Source organism: Okeania sp. SIO3I5 (assembly GCF_010672085.1).
Classification (GTDB): domain Bacteria; phylum Cyanobacteriota; class Cyanobacteriia; order Cyanobacteriales; family Microcoleaceae; genus Trichodesmium.
On sequence record NZ_JAAHHT010000170.1, the window covers coordinates 1 to 21,186 of the forward strand.

Below are 21,186 nucleotides of genomic sequence, written 5' to 3' on the forward strand. Positions count from 1 at the left end.
TATACTATTTATTTAGGGTTTGCTAAAAAATTACTAACTGTAAGGATAGGGAATAGTTAAATAATTAATAATTAATTATTAATAATTAATTATTAGGATTTGCTGAAAAAGTCTTAGGAGTCAGGAGACAGGAGACAGGACACAGGAGGAATGGGGAATGAGTGATAAGGCAGTCTGAAGAATTATCCCTTTATTTTTCAGCCAATAGTCAACCCTTTCATCCTCACTTTTTGATATTTTCAGAAGGAAAACCTTGTACTTTTTTAAGAATTAAAAAAGCTCAAACCTTGAGAAATTAAATGCTTTTAGATTTAATCAGCAAGCCCTAATTATTAATTACCTCTTCTGTAATAGAAGGATTGGTTAAAAAGGAAATTTTTTCTTCTCTTGGTGGATTGGATATGGTGTTTTCGGCTAAGAACCCTATTTATTGAACTTTTTGAGCCTTTAATATTTTTCAAAAATCTGATATATCAAAGTTTCAAATTTATTCACAATAAAACATCCCCCAACGTTTTCCCTACCTAATGCCAAAAATTTGTTAATTTAGCAATATTTTTTGAAACTGGCATAAAATAGCTCTATTTAACCAATTAAATAGGGCTTGCTGATTAAATTTGAAAGCATTGATAGTTCAAGCTTCAAGGCTTTTTCTGGTCAAAAAAAGTGTCAAAAAATTACTAAATTAATCTTGAAAACTTGGGATTTTTCGGAGCAAAAATTGGAAAAATGTAGAAAAATTAATGCCTTTCACAAGTAATAAGTAATAAGTAATAAGTAATAAGTAATAAGTAATACCTCTGCCTGTTTGCTGCGCATTCCGCAGTCAAGTCAGAGGATTCAAAGAATGATGAATACCCAAGAATTTTTCTTCATGAATGAAGAGGCTTTAAACCAACATCAACGGGCTTGATTTTACTGATTACTCATTACTCCTAACTCCTAACTCATTACTCATTACTCATTACTCATTACTCCTAACTCATTACTCATTACTCATTACTCCTAACTCCTAACTCATTACTCATTACTCATTACTTAAGCCCGAAGGACTTCTGGTAACTATTGCCTATTGCCCATTCCCTGCCTTCACCAACAGACTTTTTCAGCAAACCCTAAATATGAAAAACTAGGGCTTCTCAAACTTATATGCTGGAGGAAAATATTCTTTACGCATACCACTCATAGCTTGGTTCATAAAATCACGCCAGATAGGTGCAACAGTAGTTCCCCCAGTAGCTCCATAGTTGAGTGGTCGGTAATCATCATTACCCACCCAAACAGCAGTTGCCAACTGAGGAGTATAACCAACAAACCAAACATCCCTTTCCGAAGAAGTCGTACCAGTTTTTCCAGCAGCCTGACGACTCATTTTAGCCCTAGTAGCAGTACCTCGTTCAATTACCCCTACTAATACACTATTCAATGATGCTACAGCCCACTGATTCAAAACCAATTTAGGTTTAGGAGTATTGTCCAATAACACATTTCCACTGGTATCTGTCACCTGAACAATAAACGTCGTATCAGAATGCCAACCATTATTAGCAAAAGTAGCATAAGCACCCGCCATCTCCAGAGGTGTCAAATCAACAGAACCCAGTGGTAAAGAAATTACAGGTTCCATTGGACTCTTGATACCCAAAATACGACAAACCTCAATCACCTTATTAAGTCCGACAGATTGACCAATTTTAACAGCAGGTATATTCAGAGAAGACTGTAAAGCCTTACGAATACTAACTGCTCCGGAATATCCACCGCCATAATTTCGAGGGGAGTATCTCTCATTACTACCATCTCGATAACTAACACGAGTATCCATGACTATCGAATATGGCGAAAATTTACCCGAAGCAAAAGCAGTATAGTAAACAAAAGGTTTAAAGGCAGAACCTGGTTGTCTACGAGCTTGAATAGCACGATTATATTGACTGGTCTTAAAATCTGCCCCACCAACCATCGCCTTGACAAAGTGGGTACGTGGATCAACCGCCACCAATGCTAATTGACCTTTGTCCCAACTCCGATAAAGGCCACGGTAATATAATATTTCATGCCATTCACTCACGGTTGTCTCTGCCATCCGTTGGAAGTTCATATCAATAGTAGTTTGTATCCGCATTCCTCCCTTCAGGACAGCATCTTTACCAAATCTCTCAGTTAATTCCTGAATAACTGCATTAGTAATATAAGGAAGTTTACTCTGGCTAAAAGAGGTAACTTTACCAACTAACAATGGTTGTTTGAGAGCCTCTGCTTCCTCCTCAGCAGTAATCCAATTTAGTTCTCGCATCCTGGCTAATACTGTTGCCTGACGTTGCTTGGACTTTTGGTAATTAATAAAAGGGCTATATTGTTCTGGTGCGGGAATCATACCTGCCATTAAGGCAGCTTCGGCCAAAGTTAAATCTTTAGAAGATTTATTAAAATAGCTTTTAGCTGCAGTTTCAACTCCATATAGATTATGACCCCAGTAAATTTGGTTAAGGTATAGTTCTAAAATTTCATTTTTTTCTAGAATTTGCTCCATTCTAATTGCCAGAACTGCTTCAGCTACTTTCCGACTAAGTTTGGCTGTTGGAGATAAAAACAAATTTTTCACCAATTGCATAGTCACAGTGGAACCACCTTCAACGGTTTTACCCTGTTCCAAGTTGGCCACAAAAGCACGCATAATTCCAATGGGATAAATGCCGTAGTGATTGTAGAAGTTACTATCCTCGATCGCTAGAACTGCTCGTTTTAAGTCTGGAGAAATTTGGTTTAGAGGTATAACTTCTCGGTTAGCCTCGTCATGGAGACTTGCCAGGGGTCTACCTTTAATATCATATATATGGGTTGTTTCTGAAGGTGTATAATTTTTTAGCACCCGTACATCTGGCAGATTACGAAAGCTAATGGCTAAACCTACTAATCCGCCAGCAACTAATGAGCTAGTCAGCATGGTAATGCCTAATACTGTACCTGCTGTAACTTTACTGACAGATTGAACAAACTCGAATACTGGTGAAGGTTCAGAGTTAGATTTTTTAATTTGTTTGTTTGGGAGAGCGTTGGTGGACATTTTGATTTAACTTCCTTGGCTAGACTTCAGATTTTTGAGGTTCATTGATATGCTAATGAGCAATTTCATTGATAACTTTTAATTCTTCATTGATAATTGATAATGGATAATTTATAATTAATCCCCAGAGGTTTATTAAAATGGATAATTGATAATTAGAGATAGTTTTGATTATCCATTATTCATTATCAATTAATGAATAATAGCTTGAGCAGGATAAGTAATCATACAGCAACCTTTTAACTTATCTTTGTATCTTGGTAATTTTGGTTTTCCCAGATATTTATGAGTTTTTTTTGAGTAGTATTTCATGGAAGAAAAAAACGAACTCCAACACCTATCTACTAATATAATTATTTGAAAACTTACCTTACTAGGTATTGCTTTATAGTCAACAGACTATTTAATTAAGTGATAAGTTTTAGCCGAGTTTAAATACTTCTGATTAAAGATAAATTCTTGTCTAATAATAAACAAGATAATTAACGTTCTTTGACCAAAAGCATAATTTATCAATTGATTGCTAATTATATGTTTTTTAACCAGTTTAAACATGGCAGTTACTGAGTTATTTTTTCTGTATTTATTAGACATCTCCAGAAAATATGAAACAGGTAAAAGGTGACATTAAGGGGAATTAATTGATAATTTATGGATAATAATTGATTTTATTTTTGATTTTTAGAGATGTCTATTGGTCGCCCTACCAGATTTATACATTCGCACTAAAATAAATATAATCTATCCTCAAAAGAGGAAGACAATAACATAATTATCCGTAAATTTCTATATTTTTATTGAAATCAAATAAGACTAAATGATGACTGATAAATTTACATGGCTACATCGTGGCATCAGTGAAATATTCCCAGATAAATCAGATTCTCAAGACCCTGATGAAAACTTAATCCAGAGGTTAACCAAATCAGACCGTCCTTTGCGGGTTAAGTTGGGAATCGACCCTACAGGGGCTGATATCCATTTAGGCCATAGTATCCCGGTCAGAAAACTCCGGGCATTTCAAGATGCTGGACATACAGCAGTATTAATAATAGGAGATTTTACCGCAAGAATTGGGGACCCGACTGGAAAATCTGAAGTCCGACGGCAGTTAACTTCAGAGCAGGTAAAGGAAAATGCCAAAACTTATTTAGAGCAAGTCCGACCAATATTGGATTTTGATACGCCAGGGCGACTAGAAATTCGCTACAACTCAGAATGGCTGTCTAAACTAGATTTGGCAAATATTCTGGAACTTCTGGCAACTATGACTGTGGGGCAGATGTTGGCGAAGGAAGGTTTTGCCCTCCGTTATGAACAGGAAAACCCTATCTATATCCATGAGTTTCTCTATCCCCTCATGCAAGGTTATGATTCTGTGGCTGTGGATGCTGATGTGGAATTGGGCGGTACTGACCAAAAGTTTAATATTGCGGTGGGGCGAGATTTACAACGTCATTTTGGTAAGAAGACTCAGTTTGGTTTGTTAATGCCGATTTTGTTGGGGACTGATGGGGTGCAGAAAATGTCTAAGTCTCTGGGAAATTATGTGGGTTTATCGGAAGATTCTTTGAGTATGTATTCTAAGTTGGAGAAAATTCCTGATGACCAGGTAGAAGAGTATTTTGAACTATTGACAAATTTACCTCTTGATGGGTTGCCGGAGAATCCTCGCGAAAGACAAAAATTGTTGGCTTTGGATATTGTGTCTCAGTATCACAGTCGGGAAATTGCTTTGGAGGCTCAACAAACTGCTGTGAAAATGGTGGTTGAGGGAGATATGAGTCAAACTGAGGCGGTGCCAGAATTTTCTTTGGCTTCTGTGGAGTTTCCAGCGAAGTTGTTTTATATTGTTAGTGCTAGTGGTTTGTGTAAGAGTAGCTCTGAAGCTAGGAAAAAAATTGCTGGGGGTGCTGTACGTTTGGATGATGACCGTATTTCGGAGCAGGATTTGACTTTTGATTCCCCGGCGGAACTTGATGGTAAGGTTTTGCGGGTGGGTAAGAAGAATTTTGTCCGCTTGGTGAAAAATTAACTAATACTTTGGCTTTAACTTAAAGTCGGAAAGAATTAGTATAAATAAATTCTGACTCATACCGTGGGAATGTCTTTAGGCAAAAATTATTCAAAACTGCAACGTCTTAGTTTTTTGGCATTCTTTCCCAAAAATAGACAACCCCAGAAATTCTGATATTTTTATTTTGCCTAAGACTCTCAGCTAGAAAAATTAGTCTTGAGAAATTCTGAGTCAGACCCCAGGAAATCTCTAGGTAGAAAAAATTATTCAAAACTGCAACGTCTTAGTTTTTTGGCATTCTTTCCCAAAAATAGACAACCCCAGAAATTCTGATATTTTTATTTTGCCTAAGACTCTCAGCTAGAAAAATTAGTCTTGAGAATTGTGAGTCAGACCCCAGGAAATCTCTAGGTAGAAAAAATTATTCAAAACTGCAACGTCTTAGTTTTTTGGCATTCTTTCCCAAAAATAGACAATCCCAGAAATTCTGATATTTTTATTTTGCCTGAGACTCTCAGCTAGAAAAATTAGTCTTGAGAAATTCTGAGTCAGACCCCAGGAAATCTCTAGGTAGAAAAAATTATTCAAAACTGCAACGTCTTAGTTTCTTGGCATTCTTTCCCAAAAATAGACAACCCCAGAAATTCTGATATTTTTATTTTGCCTAAGACTCTCAGCTAGAAAAAATTAGTCTTGAGAAATTCTGAGTCAGACCCCAGGAAATCTCTAGGTAGAAAAAATTATTCAAAACTGCAACGTCTTAGTTTCTTGGCATTCTTTCCCAAAAATAGACAACCCCAGAAATTCTGATATTTTTATTTTGCCTAAGACTCTCAGCTAGAAAAAATTAGTCTTGAGAAATTGTGAGTCAGACCCCAGGAAATCTCTAGTAAGTCAAAACTATACAATCTTAATCATACAATATAGCGAAAGTAATGAGTATTAAGAAAATTATCGTTCCCTTAGATGTTCCGACCGAGACAGCAGCGATCGCCCTCATAGAAGAACTACCGGAAATAATTTGGTGGAAAGTTGGTCTAGAACTATTTGTAAGTTGTGGTCCTCAGATTCTCTCGATTCTGAAACAACGTCAGAAACGGATTTTTCTAGATTTAAAGTTTCATGATATTCCTAATACTGTTGTGGGAGCTTGTCAGTCTGCTGCTAGGTATGGTGTCGATCTACTAACTATCCATGCTACTGCTGGTAGAACAGCTTTGGCTAAAGCACAGGAAGCTGTTGTGGAAGGAGCAAAAGCTACAGGGCAAAACCCACCAAAGTTAATAGCTATTACTATTTTGACAAGTTTGACTTCTCGCGATGTGGCTTTTGACCTAAAAATTCCTTTAGAGTTGCCAGAATATGCTTTACAGATGGCATTGTTGGCTCAGGAATCTGGTTTAAGTGGGGCAGTTTGCTCTCCTCAAGAGGTAGAACAGTTGAGGCGGGTTTGTGGAGATGATTTTGTCTTGGTTTGTCCGGGAGTAAGGCCAAGTTGGGCAGAACCAGGAGACCAGAAGCGATCGCTTACTCCTGCTCAGGCCATTAAAGCTGGTGCTGATTATCTGGTTATTGGCCGACCTATTACTGCTGCTGCTGACCGAAGAGAGGCTTTGAAGCGCATTTGTCAAGAAATTGAAAAAGATTAGAAATAGGGGAATCAGGCGTTCAGTTATAGCAGTCGAAGCAAAGATTAGGACATAGACTGATGATGAATCTTATACTAGGAAACACTTTTCCAACTGTTCCCTGTTCCCTGTTCCCTGTTCCCTGCTATATCAATTATTAGTTACCGAAAAATTAAGGTATAAAACCTCTCCATTCATGGAGAAAAAGCGGTGGAAGGATGGGGAGGAAACCTAACCAGATCCAACCCTTGAGAAGAAAAAAATTCCTTTTTCTGAACAGTAAATTATTTTCAGAGATGATAATTTTCCAGGAGTTATCAGAATGAAAATCCTAGAACCGAATGTTATTTTATTTGAAAGTCTTCATTTCCATAGTCACGATTATTAGTACAGTTCAAGCTGATTTATATTTGCCTAATTCTATATTTGTTACTATCAACAATCAAATAATTGTTAGAAGGAGAAAACCTAGACGACCTAGAAGACAAATAAGAGAACAAATTAAACCTACTGAAACACCGAAAATAAAATCTATTTGCCCTAAAAATTCTGATAATTTAGAAATTCTAGTGGCAGCCTTAATTTCAGATTTACCTAGTTATGTTAATCGAGAAATTCAACGCGAGCGCCAACCAAATAAGGATTATTTAAAAAGGAATATAATTATTGCAGGTCGTCCTGAGTTTGAACATTTGCCGATAGATTATACGCCTTTTATAGAGGAGGGTATTAACCAAATATTTTTGACAACTTTAGAAAGACAATATCGTGATAGTCAGGTAGTTGAATTACAACGATTTCATTGGTTATTTATGAGGCAAAATCAAGCACAATGGGAATTAATTAATATGTTTTCTATAGAAGAAAGTTTCCCAGCAAATCTACCAGTTCAAGCAGAAGATAGTAGTAATGGAGTATTTGCTAAAGGTATTAGAGCTTGGTTAAAAAAATGTTATTTTCAGGAAGAAAACAAGAATCAGGAGACAAATAGGGAAGTTAATAGTTTGGCGATTTACCGAAAAATTAAGGTATAAAGCTTCTCTATTCATGGAGAAAAAGCGGTCGTTAATGCAGTTTCCCGAAGGGTAGGATGGATGGGTTACCTAACCAGATTCAATCTTCCCAAGATCAGAAAAAAATTCCTTTTAACCCAATCCTTCCATTACAGAAGAAGTCATTTCAGTTATCAGTTATCAGTTATCAGTTATCAGTGAACCTCCGACTTCAGTCGGAGGCTTGAAATACTGAATTAAATATTTTTTTCATCCCCTTAAAAGGGGAGGCTTTAGACCTCATTTTTCGGTAATTATTAATTGTTAATTGTTAATTCTTGAAAGTAGCCATAACTTAACAATTAAGGGTGTGGAGGATGACTATATACCTAACACTTACCACCTGAAAATTATTTTTAGCAAAGTTTTTTCTAATTGGTATTAAATCATGTACAAAAAAAGAATATTACGAATAATAAGCACCATAAAAAGACTTCATCAGAAAGTCTATTTGACGAAAAAGATAATTTACAACATCAAAAATGGTATTAAATCTATTCATTCTGACTCCTGAATTCAGAATTATGAATTCTAATAAATATCATAATTATTTTTAGCAAACATTTATCAATTTGGTATTATAAATAATTTGGTAAACTAAAATGGTTGAAGTCAGATATATATTTACTCAAATAGAATTGTTTCAGGGGAAAAAATGATCATAGATACATTTTTTTCTTCTTTCCTGTTCCCTGTTCCTTGTTTCTTGTTCCCTAAAAGTCTCCTGAATGAATACGAATTTTTAATAGTTCAAATTCTTTCTTTCTTCTAACTCTGTGCCTCCTGATTTTGAACGTTATACAATAACTAATTACCCAAATTATAGACTAACTATGGCTATTTTTAAAGTGAAAGTTAAACCCAATTCTCAACAACAAAGTATTAAAGCAGAAGCAGACGGCAGTTTAAAAGTATGTTTGAAGTCTCCTCCTGTGGATGGTAAAGCTAATCAAGAATTAATCCAACTATTGGCAAAAAAGTTTAATGTCAAAAAATCAGAAATTACGATTAAATCTGGTTTATTTGCCAAAAATAAATTGATCGAAATTACTTGAAATTAAAATTAATACTTACATTATCAGTTATCAGTACCTCTGGTTGAAATATTGGGATTGAGATAAGGAATATTCTTGATTTTATCCCCTTAAAAGAGGAGGCTTCATTAATGGATAATGGATAATGGATAATTACCTCTCCCTAAAAGCTATCCCTTATAAGGAACTCTTGAAATCCTTGTGGGAGTGTGGGGAGGAGGGGGAGGAAGAATTCTGTCTACAGTCTTTACTTCTTTGTGTCTAATTCAATACATTTTTCTCCCGAAAAAGCCGAACCCAGACCTACCCATAACTTGTCAATAATGCCCAAGTTTTATGTTAATAAAGATGTTTATAAAGCAGAGCCAAAAAAGGAAAATGATTGACTAAAAGGAAAAAATTTATTTCTCTTGGTTGATTGAATATGGTTAGGTAACCCATCCATCCCTCAACCGCTTTTCCCCTTTCAAAGGGAGGCATTCAACCTGAATTATTTAATTATTTAATTATTCGGTAACTAGCACAATTTTTCGATAAAAAAAACCTACGATATTGAATTGTATAGCACTACGCATTAAGGTTAGGACATTTCTAAATCCTGTTTGCGGAGCATGACCTAGGAAAAGCCTTTAAAAGTCTACTGTTCCCTGTTCCCTGTTCCCTGTTCCCTAGCGCGTAGCGCTATACTGAATCAATTTCTGAAACAATTCATTATCCAAAATATGCTCAAAATCAGGTTCATTTTTTGCCATTTCTTGACAGTTTCCATTATTCAAACTAATCGCCTTTTCCAAACTTTTTAAAGCCACTTCAACCTCACCTTTCAAACTATAACAACGAGCTTGATTATACCAAGCACTAAAAAAATCTGGTTTAATTTTTATAGCATTATCAAAACAAGCGATCGCCTCTCCATAAATCCCCAACTTCATCAAAGAAACACCGCGATTATTCCAGGCATCACTATAATCATTTTTAATCGCAATTGCCTGATTATAAGACTTTACTGCCTCTTGATATTTTTGAATTTTTGCTAAACAAACCCCTCGATTATTCCAAGCATCTGCATAATCAGGTTTAACTTTTATCCCTTGTTCAAAAGAATTAATCGCTTCTTGATAATGCTGCAATTCTATCAAAGAAACACCCCGATTATTCCAAGCATCTGCATAATCAGCTCGAATTTGTAAAGCTTGATCGTAAGAACTAATTGCCTCATCAAACATCTTTAATCTTGTCAAAACCACACCGCGATTATTCCAAACATCTGCCATTTCTGGATAAATTTTTAAAGCTTGATTATAAGAATTAATTGCTTCTTTCAACCTACCTGCTAAGAAAAATTTATCTGCTTGTTTTGCATAATCATTAGCCATCATTAACGGCTCCGAATTATCACCTTGAACAGTAGAATATTGAATCAAAGTATCCTTTTGAAGTTGTTCAATTTTTTCGTCAGCTTTGTGACTTTGTTCCTTCAGTTCATTTAAGATAATTTGAGCATCACCAACTATTTCTTTCAGTTGAGATATTGTGTCATATTTAAAACTATCAATTTCTTGTTCTGTAATGTCAATTTTGTTAGCCAACTTTGCCTGAAGAAACCAAATCCAAATTGCTGCCGAAGCAGGGAAAAAAGTCAAGACAATTAGAAAAACACTAAGTAATGAAGTAGCATGACGAAAAGTATAATCTACCTCTTCTCGGACGCGATCGCGAACTTCTTCTCTTAGTTTAAATTCTTGAATTTGTTCTTGGTTTTGAGTTAGGAGAATTAAAGATTTTTTTTGTTGGTAATTATGGTTAATTTTGTGATTTATATAATAATTTTGAGTTTGACTATATGCAGCACTTTCACCAAGAGAAAGTAAAAGAGTTAAAATCAGATTTATAATTTTCATGCTTCTGCTAAAAATTCAGATTAACTAATAATATTTTCAACCAGAGAATTAATTCTAATTATCAAACCTAGATTCCCAATTGAAAGTCAAATAAATTATAATATACACAAGAGTTTAGCAAAATTCTCATATAGCAGGGAACAGGGAACAGGGAACAGTTGGAAAAACGTTTCCTAGTCTAAGATTGATCATTTATCTATGTCCTAACTAATTATTTTTTAGCTGTAGAAAGAATTAATTTTTCTAACTTTTGACTTTTAACTTTTAACTTTTAACTTAACTCATGTCTGAATGGATCGAAATTGGCAAAATTGTTGCACCTCAAGGTTTGAGAGGAGACTTGCGAGTATATCCTAGCTCAGACTTTCCAGAAAGATTTACCGAACCAGGAAAAAGGTGGTTATTATCACCAGATCAAGTAGAACCCCAGTCTATTGAATTACTGGGTGGTCGTTATCTCTCTAGTAAGGGGTTGTATGTGATAGAATTAGCAGGGATTGAAAATCGCGAACAAGCTGAAGCTTTACGAAATAGTCAGTTATTGATTGAAAAAGGCGATCGCCCCCAGCTAGAAGAAGATGAATTTTATGTACCAGACTTAATTGGTTTAACAGTTATTAATCAGTTAAATGGGGAAACTATTGGGAAGGTTGTGAGTATTATTTCTGCTGGAAATGATTTATTAGAAGTAGAAAAAATATCTACAGATACTTCTGTTATTTCGGAAATTGTTGAAGATAACCTACCACAAGAAAGTAGGATAAGTCGGCACAGAAAACAACAGAAAAAAACTCAATCTTCCCAATCAAAAAATATTTTAATTCCCTTTGTCAAAGAAATTGTTCCTATAGTTAATTTTGAAAAAAATATCATTGAAATTACTCCTCCTGAAGGCTTAATTGACTTGTGAAGTTAGTTATCAGTTATCAGTTATTAGTTATCAGTACCTCTGGCTAATTATCCGTACATGGGTGTAAAAATCAGTGTCATCCTTTGTCGTGCTTTCCTCCTTCAAATCAGTTTAAATTCCTCAACAGCAGGTAAAAAATTTTTATTTTTATGGCTAGGACGACTAAGTTTAATCAGAACAAACCTTTGTAGTGGAGTTAGATTTTCCCATTGTTATAACTTAATTTTAATACCTATTTATTGAGAATTTATTGAGATTTTTCCTGAACTGTTTCTGGAATTTTTTTCTCTTCTATCCAAGGTGGATTTTCTTCAACAGGCAAATCTTTAGCAGGGGTATCTGTCTACTCAATTAGACCAGTTTGATAAATGTTTGCTACAAATACTCGAACTGTTTCTAGTAGTCAATAGTCAATAGTCAGTAGTCAGTAGAAAGAGCTTTTATTTCCATTTTTGAAGAAAGAAAGGATTTGATTCTGCCAAATATACATCTGATTTTAACCATTTTGTTGACCAAACTATTCGTAACATTCTTTTTTCAAATTGGTATTACTAACTGATGTAGCCATTTTTAATTATTATTATTAGGAGAGGCTTTAAACCTCTGAAGATTAATTAATAATTATTAATTATTAATTATCTCCCTACTCCCTTTTAATGACCAGAGGATCGATTTTTTCGTGAGTGAATAATCCAAAAACTAATAGATAGAGAAAAAGTAGCAAGTGCTAATCCAATTAAAGGTTCTCCTCCTTTCTTATCCAGATCGTAAATAATGATTTTTCGAGCTACAGCAATTAAAGAAGTAGCAATTACTAGCTCTACTTGAAAGACGTGTCTACGAAGATAAGCTGTAATATTTTCTAGAATTTCCAGAGCAATTAAAATATTTAAAAATAGTCCAAATATTTCAAATAAGCTATCTTTAAAAAGAGGATGAGGTGCAAAGAAAAGTTTTTGAGATATAAAAACTATCAAATCAAATACAGCAAAAATAATCACAGCAATCATGGCTAAAGATAGAACTTTAGCAACCATGCATTCTATGCCTTCAATGAATTGGAGAAAAATTTCATCTTGTTCAGGAAGAAAAATATTCTTGATAGTTTTGAGAAATTTATTCATGTTTATATTTGATATGGGATTGAAATAACTTCAGTTAACAAGAGAAACTTATTGTCACCTTTTAACTTTTTAACTATCAAGTGAAAAGTAAGCAAGTATTCATTAATGGATCATGGATCATGGATAATTAATAATTAATAATTAATAATTGATAATTAATAATTGATAATTACCTCTCCCTAAAAGGGAGAGGATTGACTAAAAGGAAAAGATTTATTTGTCTTGGTTGATTGGATATGGTTAGGTTTCCTCAGCATCCGTCAACCGCTTTTTCACCTTTAAAGGGGAGACTTTAAACCTGAATTATCTAATTATCTAATTATCTAATTATCTAATTATCTAATTATTTAATTGTTTAATTGTTTAATTGTTTAATTATTAATTATTTCGGTAATATAAACCTATTCTATTTCTGTTTTTTCCATTTCATTAACCGAGTTTTTACTAGCAGCAACAATCAAAGAGCTGGTTCCAGTAAAAGCTATTATTCCCACCAAGGCAGCAATTGATATTTTATTTAATAAAAGGGATAAATCAGCTTTAGCTTCAGTATGATAAGTTGTCACATCTCCTAAATTTTGTTCTGGCAAATTATGAGAATTTGATTCCATATTGTCACCCTGATTTTTAGTTGTGCCTCATCAGTATACAATTAGTTACGATCAAATAGCAATTATAAATAGACTTCTCCGAAAAAGAGGGAGTAGGGAGTAGGGAGTAGGGGAAAATAATTGATGATTTATACACGATAATTGATTTGATTTTTGATTATCGGAGAAGTCTAATAGACTTCTCCAGAAAACAGAAAACAGGGAACAGGGAATAGGGAGAGGTAATTAATAATTTATGGATAATAATTGATTTGATTTTTGATTTTTGGATATTTCTAATGCTTAAGAATTTAATTAAGTTATACCAATTCCCAAAAATCACGCCAGATATTCCTCAAGACTTCAGCTATTAAGTAATAAAATGTTTTTAACGATTACTTTGAAAAGAGCAAAGCAATTTTATTGCCAATTTCTCTACTGCCGACTCCCGACTTTAAAGATATTTAATTACTAATTTCTCTACTGCCGACTCCCGACTTCCGACTTTAAAGATATTTTATTGCTAATTTCCCTACTCTCTACTCCCGACTTTAAAGATATTTTATTGCTAATTTCTCTACTCCCGACTCCCGACTTTAAAGATATTTTATTGCCAATTTCTCTACTCCCGACTCCCGACTTTAAAGATATTTTATTGCCAATTTCTCTACTCCCGACTCCCGACTCCCGACTTCTGACTTTAAAGATATTTTATTGCCAATTTCTCGACTCCCGACTCCCGACTTTAAAGATATTTAATTACTAATTTCTCGACTCCCGACTCCCGACTCCCGACTTTAAAGATATTTAATTGCCAATTTCTCGACTCCCGACTCCCGACTTTAAAGATATTTAATTACTAATTTCTCGACTCCCGACTCCCGACTCCCGACTCCCGACTTTAAAGATATTTAATTGCCAATTTCTCGACTCCCGACTCCCGACTTTAAAGATATTTAATTGCCAATTTCTCGACTCCCGACTCCCGACTTTAAAGATATTTAATTACCAATTTCTCTACTCCCGACTCCCGACTCCCGACTCCCGACTTTAAAGATATTTAATTACCAATTTCTCTACTCCCGACTCCCGACTTTAAAGATATTTAATTACCAATTTCTCTACTCCCGACTCCCGACTCCCGACTCCCGACTTTAAAGATATTTAATTACCAATTTCTCTACTCCCGACTCCCGACTTTAAAGATATTTAATTACCAATTTCTCTACTCCCGACTCCCGACTCCCGACTCCCTATATTGTACCTAAAATTCAATAGAAGTGGTCAAAATTTCATCAGTATCAGAAGTTTGAAGAGCAATAGGTAAAGATATAGAAACTGTCGTACCTTGATTTGTACCAGCACTTTCTAGAGTAATATTACCACCCATCAATTCCATCAAACTACGAGAAATTGCTAATCCCAAACCACAACCACTATAAGGACGAGTAGTAGAACCATCTAGCATGACAAAAGATTGAAATAATTGATGTTGTTTACTAGATTCAACTCCAATTCCTGTATCTTTAATAGTTACTACTGCAATAGGAATTTGATCTATATCATAAGTATTCACACCTGGTTTAATTTGAACATCAATAGTAATACTACCTGTCTCAGTAAATTTAATTGCATTATCAAGAATATTTAAAAATATTTGCTTTAGCTTTGTTGGATCAGCTTTTACAAATATTGATTTAGACATATCTGGTTGGAATAGTTGCAAATTTTTCTCTTGGATTCGCGGTTGTTGACAATCGATTATTTCACTTAAGCATTCATGCAAATTTACTAACTTTTTTTCAATTGTAAGTTTGCCTTCTTTAATCTGTACCAAATTCAAAAGTTGATCGATTAGCTCCAGCAAATGGATAGCAGACTGATCAGCTTGCTGTAATAGTTCAGTTTCTTCTTCTGGACTGTCATAAAAGTTATCAAGAATTAATTTTATAGAACAAATAATACTATTAAGTGGAGTTCTCAGTTCATGGGAAATATTTTTCATAAATTCATCTTTGAATTTATCTGCTTCCTGTAAAGCTGCATTTTTCCTCTCCAATTCAACAAATGATTTTTCTAACTGCTCTTTCATTTGATTAAATGATTGAGCTAATATTGCTAGTTCATCAATAGGAACTTCTTTGACTTTTTGTTTCCAGTTTCCAATAGATAAACAAGTTGCTGCTTCTTTCAAACGTTTAACCGATATAATAACCAATTCACAACTGAGTAAACCAAAAATAATTGCTAATATTAATGCCATCAAACATAAGGCAACAGTAATCCGAGTATTGGCATAAATACGCCCCATAAAATCTGCTTGGGGAACTACTACTAAAATCAACCAATCTAAACCATATCGATCGCTAAAAGGTACAACTTGTAAAAATTGTTTTTTACCATCAATATCAAAGTTCAATAATGAAGTATTTTGAATTTGATTTAGATCGCCAAATTTGTCTTTCAGATGTTGACTTGCTAAACGAAGTAAAGGATCTTTAGTTTCCAAAACGTCGATTGGTTCTGAGTTATTATTGTTATGAATAAAAGGATCTGTTGTGCCTGAACTAGCTATTAGTTCTCCAGAACGGTTTAAAATAAAAGCTTGCCCTGATTCACTAATTTTCAACTTCTGTAAAAATTCATGCACTTGAGAAAAAGTGAGAGTAGCATTGACTAAGGCGATGATATTACCATCATTATCAATTACAGGTTGAGTTGCCATCATTTTTACTTTTTCATCAATTAGTGATGTAAACATCTTACCCCAAGTTGCTTTACCTGCGGTGATGCCATCTTGATACCATGGACGCATACGGAAGTCATATTGAGGAACTATTTTTGTGCGGTTAGTTCGCTCCCCTTGACTATCGGTAGCATATTCGTGAAGTTCTCCATTTGTAGATTCGTCTGTAACAACAATATTAAATTTGTTATTGTCTTGGCGACTAACTGCAACCATCGTTCCTGATGTAGATGTAATCCCAATTACACCAATAGAATCAAAAGATTGAATTTGATTCCATAAATGACGTTCTAGCTCGTTAGTTGCTTGAATATTTAGTTGATCGAGACTAATAGCATTGAGATTTAGTTGATTCACTAAATGGGGAGTGTCTAAATAAATATCCAGTTTCTGCTGAATGCGGACTGTAATTTCGTTTTGCAATTGATGAGCTAAGTCGTTGACTGCACGCTTACCATTTGTAAATGACAGATATCCCACTAACCCTACTGCTGCAATGATTTGCAGTACAAATGGGATAATAACTATAGCTCGCAGGGGAAGTTTTGGTGAGGGTTGGAAAAATAGGGGGTTGAGTGGTAACTTTGGCATGGTGGCGATCGCTTGTTTCTTGCTACTTCAAGTTAAATTATACAAAAGGGAATAGAAAACAGAGAACAGGGAACAGGGAACAGGGAATAGGGAATAGGGAATAGGGAACAGTTGGAAAAACATTTTTTCGTCTAGGATTCAATTATATTTAGATTCAATTTATAGATAAAATTTGCCCAAGTTTACTATATATTAAGGGAACAGGGAATAGGGAACAGTTGGCAAAACATTTTCTCTTTCTAGATTCATCATTTCTACACAAGGGAATCGGGAATAGGGAACAAGGAAAAGTTGGCAAAACATTTTCCCTTTTTAGATTCAATTATAGATAAAACTTGCCCAAGTTTACTACTATTATAAGGATTCATTCATCAGTTATTAGCTATCAGCTATTAGACTTCTCCAAAAATAAAAAATAAAACCAATTATTCTCAATAAATTATCAATTGCTTCTCCCTATTCCCTATTCCCTATTTATTTTTATTTTTGATTCCAGCTCGTAACTCCTTGCCAGTTAGTAGGTACACCTTTTAATAAAAAATTATTCACTCGTTCTAGATAAATTTCTGTCGTTTTATCCTGTGAATTTACTGTTAATACTTTCTGGAAATATTCCTTTGCTATGGCAAATTCTTGTTGTTGATAATATAACACTCCTTGTTCAAAATCTGACTGAACTTTTATTTTTAAGTTTAGCAAAGATTCTGTTTCTCCATCCATAACTTCATAAATTTTAATAGGATGATTCCGCCCTTTCACCTGGACTCTATCTAAAAATCTAATTTGATATTCATTTGAATCTACTAAATTATTAAATACTGCTTCACTAATTATTATAGAAACCCCATACAACTTTGTTAATCCTTCTAAACGAGCGGCTAAATTTACATTATCAGAAAAAGCATCACCTTGCATTCTTGCTTTTTCTCCAACCATACCTACCATCATTTGTCCAAAGTGAATGCCAATTCCCACTTTTATTGGTTTACAACTTTGACTTTTTCTAATGATATTGTATTCTCCAACTTCTTTAATTTTGGCAATACCAGCTTTAACACCATCATCTGCTCCATTGGGAAATACTGCCATCATTCCATCTCCTAAATATTTGATTATAAATCCATAATTATCTCTAACTTTTGTACTAACTCGCCCTAAATAGGAATTAACAAAGTTAAAGTTTTCTTGGGGTGTCATTGTTTCTGAAAGAGCAGTAAAAGAGCGAATATCAGAAAACATTACTGCCATTTCTTTACTAACATGATTGCCTAATTCGACATCAATAATGGAGTCTTTTTTGAGAAATTTTAGAAATTCATGGGGGACAAATCGACTATAGGAACTGTTAATTTGAGACAATCTCAAATGAGTTTTAAGTCTTGCTATTAACTCATTTTTAGAGATAGGTTTTGTCAGATAATCATTAGCACCAACATTTAATCCTTCTACCAGATCGTAGACTTGATTTTTAGCAGTCAACATGAGAATTGGTAATTCACTAGGCAAGAAATTTTCCCGCAGTTTTTGTGTAACTTCATAGCCAGTCATTTTAGGCATCATTACGTCTAATAAAATTATGTCTGGCTGACAACCTTGTTCAATTATTTTTAAAGCTTCTATACCATTCATTGCCTTCACTACAGCATAGTTTTGGAGGGATAAAATATTGACGAGTACCTGTAAGTTTACTGGTTCATCATCGACAATCATAATTTGAAATTTTGGTACTGTTTTTAGTGATGTTTCTGAATTATATATTGGCTCTTTTTGCAGGGCGATAGCTGTTTCTTTTTCCTCAGTTATGGCGATATTATTAGTATCTGTAAATCTGGAAATATTAGAAATGTTACTAATAGCAGTATTTGTAGATATTGGCATGGTAAAAGTAAATTGAGAACCGATGCCAATTTGAGATTTGACCCAGATTTTTCCCCCATGCAATTCCACAAGTTTTTTAGTAATTGCTAAACCTAAACCCGTACCTCCATATTCACGAGCTGTGGAACCATCAGCTTGTTCAAATGATGCAAATATTCTGTCTAATTTATCTTCGGGAATGCCAATACCTGTATCAGAAATAGTAATTGCTAATTGTTGGTTTTCTCGAATTAGATATTGATTATTTAATTGTGAGTTTTGTTGTTTATTAATAATCTCTGTACATATTTCTACTGTGCCAGACTCTGTAAATTTAATTCCATTACCAATCAGGTTATATAAAATTTGGTGCAAGCGGTTTTCATCAGCATAAACTGGAGGTAAATCAACCGGAATAGAATTAACCAACTCTAAATTTTTAGTTCCTACTAAAGATTGACAAATAGTAACAACTACTTCTGTTATTTCTCTAATTCCTACAGGTTTTAACTGCAATTCTAAATTTTTATGTTTTAGTTTTGAAAAATCAAGAATATCGTTGACTAAATCTGTAAGTCGATGACCGCTTTGAGCAATCATTAATAAGTTTTTTTTCTGAATTTCCGATAATTCTCCAGTTGCTCCATCTAACATTGATTCAGCAATTCCAATCATTCCATTCAGAGGAGTACGAAGTTCGTGAGAAGTATTTGCTAAAAATTCATCTTTGAATTTATCTAAACGTTTTAGTTCAGCATTTTTAGCTTCAAGGGTAGTAAATGATTCTTGTAATTGCACAGCCATTGTATTAAATGAATGAGCTAATTCTCCTAGTTCATCAGAGTGTTTAACTTCTACTTTTTGCTGCCAATTTCCTTCGGCAAAAGCTTTAGCAGCTTTGTTTAAGTGGAGAATTGGTTGAATTACCCACCGAGAAGTTAAAATCCCTGCAGTTATTGCTAATCCTAATGCGCCTAAACATAAGAAAATTGTATTGCGTCTTTGAATATTAATTTCCTCCATAAAATCGTCTTCTGGAACTACCACTACAATAAACCAATCAATATCAATACCATGTTTTACAGGTTTAATTTCTAGGAAATTTCGTTGATTATTAAACTCAAAAGCTAATTGTTTACTTTGATTTATCTGAGTTAGACCTAAGAATCTTTTATGTAAGTATTGAGCAGCAGCTTTAATTAATGGTTCACTACTTTCTGAAGATTTCAATCGTTGTAATTTTTTTCCATTAGCTTGAGTCGTAAATAGCACTTCTGAAGTAGACGTAGCTACCATTAATCCAGAACGTTCGATGATGAATATTTTACCCGATTTACCAATTTTTAAATTTTGTAGAAAATTGCTGATTTTTTCTAAACTTAAATCAACTGAAAATACACCCTTACGAATACTTTTTTGGTCATAGTAAGGTAGTACATGAGCAATTCCTAAATTACTTATTGAACCATCTCCACTTATCCAGGGGTATATTTTACTCCAAGTTGGTATACCTGTTTTTATAGCAGCTTGATACCAAGGTCTTGTTCTTGGATCATAATCATATTCTCCTGTTGGTAATTTGCCTATATTACCCCGTGCGTCTAAGGGATATTCTTGCAATTTTCCATTACTAAATTCATCACTAATTCCCAGTTCTAAACTATTATTTTCTAATCTCAATATCCAGATTACTTCTCCTTTTTCACTACCAAAACCAATACTACTTACTTGATTAAATAGTTGGGTTTGTTGAAATAGATATGGTTGCCAACTAATTAAATTCTCTATATCTAAGTTATTCAAACGAAGAGCATCTCTATTAATTTGATTAATAATTGGAGGAGTTTTAAGGTAATTTTTTAGATGTTGATCGACACGGGTAGTTACTTCATTGAGTAACTGACTAGCAACATTATTAACTGCTTTTTGTCCATTGCGTAATGAGAGCCATCCTGTTAAACCCACACCAACCATAATTTGCAGAACTATAGGTAACACAAAAACTATGCTTAGAGAAGTTTTTCGATATTTTACTTCTTTTGATTTATCTGAATATTCAGTTGGCATAAGTAAATTTATCCTGATATTACAAAGAATAGGGAATAGGCATTTCAGTTATCAGTTATCAGTTATCAGTTATCAGTTATTAGTTATTAGACATCTCCAGAAAAGAGGGAACAGGTAACAGGGAACAGGGAACAGGGAAGAATAATTGAGGATTTATGGATAAGAATTGACTTTACTTTTTATTTTTGGAGATGTCTATTAGTTATCAGTTCACATTACCTCCTGCTTTAGTAGGAGACTTGAAACCTAACTTTATGGTCAAATTCTCACTTCTGATTCCTGATTATTATACTTAGTATAACAATTTTTAGCTGAATATAGTATAGCAATTCTCAAGTGTGAGTGAGGTCAGCTAATACTCCTTTTAAATCCGTATTATACCATTTTGAAAAAAGAATGTTACGAATAATAAGCACCATAAAAAGACTTCATAAGAAAGTCTATTTGACGAAAAAGATAATTTACAACATCAAAAATTGTATTAAATATATTCATTATGACTCCTGAATTCAGAATTCTGAATTCTAATAAATACCATAACTGTTTGTAGTAAACATTTATCAATTTGGTATTAGCAAGTCAGAAGTAATAAAGTTTTTCCA

The 21,186-nt window shown here is 33.9% G+C and carries 14 protein-coding genes; 6 read left to right on the top strand and 8 right to left on the bottom strand.

The genetic code is table 11. The features are described 5' to 3' along the window. Positions 1 to 1,129 precede the first annotated feature (1,129 nt). Positions 1,130 to 3,067 carry a transglycosylase domain-containing protein gene (locus F6K40_RS28230; RefSeq protein WP_293140517.1) on the bottom strand — a complete coding sequence of 646 codons (1,938 nt, stop codon included), beginning with the start codon at positions 3,065 to 3,067 and terminating at the stop codon, positions 1,130 to 1,132. 817 nt (positions 3,068 to 3,884) lie between these two features. Here F6K40_RS28230 and tyrS point away from each other — a divergent pair. From tyrS to F6K40_RS28250, 4 genes are all read left to right on the top strand, one after another. Beyond that, positions 3,885 to 5,102: a tyrosine--tRNA ligase gene (gene tyrS, locus F6K40_RS28235; RefSeq protein WP_293140519.1), complete on the top strand. Its 1,218-nt coding sequence runs from the start codon at positions 3,885 to 3,887 to the stop codon at positions 5,100 to 5,102. 917 nt (positions 5,103 to 6,019) lie between these two features. After that, positions 6,020 to 6,733, top strand: a complete 714-nt coding sequence (gene pyrF / locus F6K40_RS28240) for an orotidine-5'-phosphate decarboxylase (RefSeq protein ID WP_293140521.1) — start codon at positions 6,020 to 6,022, stop codon at positions 6,731 to 6,733. 320 nt (positions 6,734 to 7,053) lie between these two features. Beyond that, a complete protein-coding gene (locus F6K40_RS28245) occupies positions 7,054 to 7,746 on the top strand; it encodes a hypothetical protein (RefSeq protein ID WP_293140523.1) in 693 nt (230 codons plus the stop codon). Between the two features lie 851 nt (positions 7,747 to 8,597). After that, complete coding sequence (locus tag F6K40_RS28250) at positions 8,598 to 8,819, top strand: DUF167 domain-containing protein (protein ID WP_293140525.1); 222 nt, start codon at positions 8,598 to 8,600, stop codon at positions 8,817 to 8,819. 647 nt (positions 8,820 to 9,466) lie between these two features. On the opposite strand, the gene F6K40_RS28255 is transcribed toward F6K40_RS28250, so the two are convergent. Continuing rightward, complete coding sequence (locus tag F6K40_RS28255) at positions 9,467 to 10,699, bottom strand: tetratricopeptide repeat protein (RefSeq protein WP_293140527.1); 1,233 nt, start codon at positions 10,697 to 10,699, stop codon at positions 9,467 to 9,469. Positions 10,700 to 10,982: 283 nt separating this feature from the next. On the opposite strand from F6K40_RS28255, the gene rimM reads away from it, so the two are divergent. After that, positions 10,983 to 11,609, top strand: coding sequence for a ribosome maturation factor RimM (gene rimM, locus F6K40_RS28260; RefSeq protein ID WP_293140529.1), 627 nt, complete (start codon positions 10,983 to 10,985; stop codon positions 11,607 to 11,609). 101 nt (positions 11,610 to 11,710) lie between these two features. Here rimM and F6K40_RS41080 read toward each other — a convergent pair whose 3' ends face one another. The 4 genes from F6K40_RS41080 to F6K40_RS28270 form a co-directional block, all read right to left on the bottom strand. Continuing rightward, entirely contained in the window at positions 11,711 to 11,785 is a 75-nt protein-coding gene (locus tag F6K40_RS41080) for a nitrate reductase associated protein (RefSeq protein ID WP_365673088.1), read from the bottom strand. Between the two features lie 71 nt (positions 11,786 to 11,856). After that, positions 11,857 to 11,931 carry a hypothetical protein gene (locus tag F6K40_RS41450; protein ID WP_375340604.1) on the bottom strand — a complete coding sequence of 25 codons (75 nt, stop codon included), beginning with the start codon at positions 11,929 to 11,931 and terminating at the stop codon, positions 11,857 to 11,859. A gap of 331 nt (positions 11,932 to 12,262) precedes the next feature. After that, positions 12,263 to 12,733 carry a phosphate-starvation-inducible PsiE family protein gene (locus F6K40_RS28265; RefSeq protein ID WP_293140531.1) on the bottom strand — a complete coding sequence of 157 codons (471 nt, stop codon included), beginning with the start codon at positions 12,731 to 12,733 and terminating at the stop codon, positions 12,263 to 12,265. 401 nt (positions 12,734 to 13,134) lie between these two features. Beyond that, positions 13,135 to 13,344 carry a hypothetical protein gene (locus F6K40_RS28270; RefSeq protein ID WP_293140533.1) on the bottom strand — a complete coding sequence of 70 codons (210 nt, stop codon included), beginning with the start codon at positions 13,342 to 13,344 and terminating at the stop codon, positions 13,135 to 13,137. A gap of 499 nt (positions 13,345 to 13,843) precedes the next feature. Between F6K40_RS28270 and F6K40_RS28275 the strand changes: the two genes are divergently transcribed. Beyond that, positions 13,844 to 14,089, top strand: a complete 246-nt coding sequence (locus F6K40_RS28275) for a hypothetical protein (protein WP_293140535.1) — start codon at positions 13,844 to 13,846, stop codon at positions 14,087 to 14,089. Positions 14,090 to 14,587: 498 nt separating this feature from the next. Here F6K40_RS28275 and F6K40_RS28280 read toward each other — a convergent pair whose 3' ends face one another. Both F6K40_RS28280 and F6K40_RS28285 read right to left on the bottom strand, forming a co-directional pair. After that, a complete protein-coding gene (locus F6K40_RS28280) occupies positions 14,588 to 16,660 on the bottom strand; it encodes a sensor histidine kinase (protein WP_293140537.1) in 2,073 nt (690 codons plus the stop codon). A gap of 480 nt (positions 16,661 to 17,140) precedes the next feature. Continuing rightward, positions 17,141 to 20,584, bottom strand: coding sequence for an ATP-binding protein (locus F6K40_RS28285; RefSeq protein ID WP_293140539.1), 3,444 nt, complete (start codon positions 20,582 to 20,584; stop codon positions 17,141 to 17,143). Positions 20,585 to 21,186 lie beyond the last annotated feature (602 nt).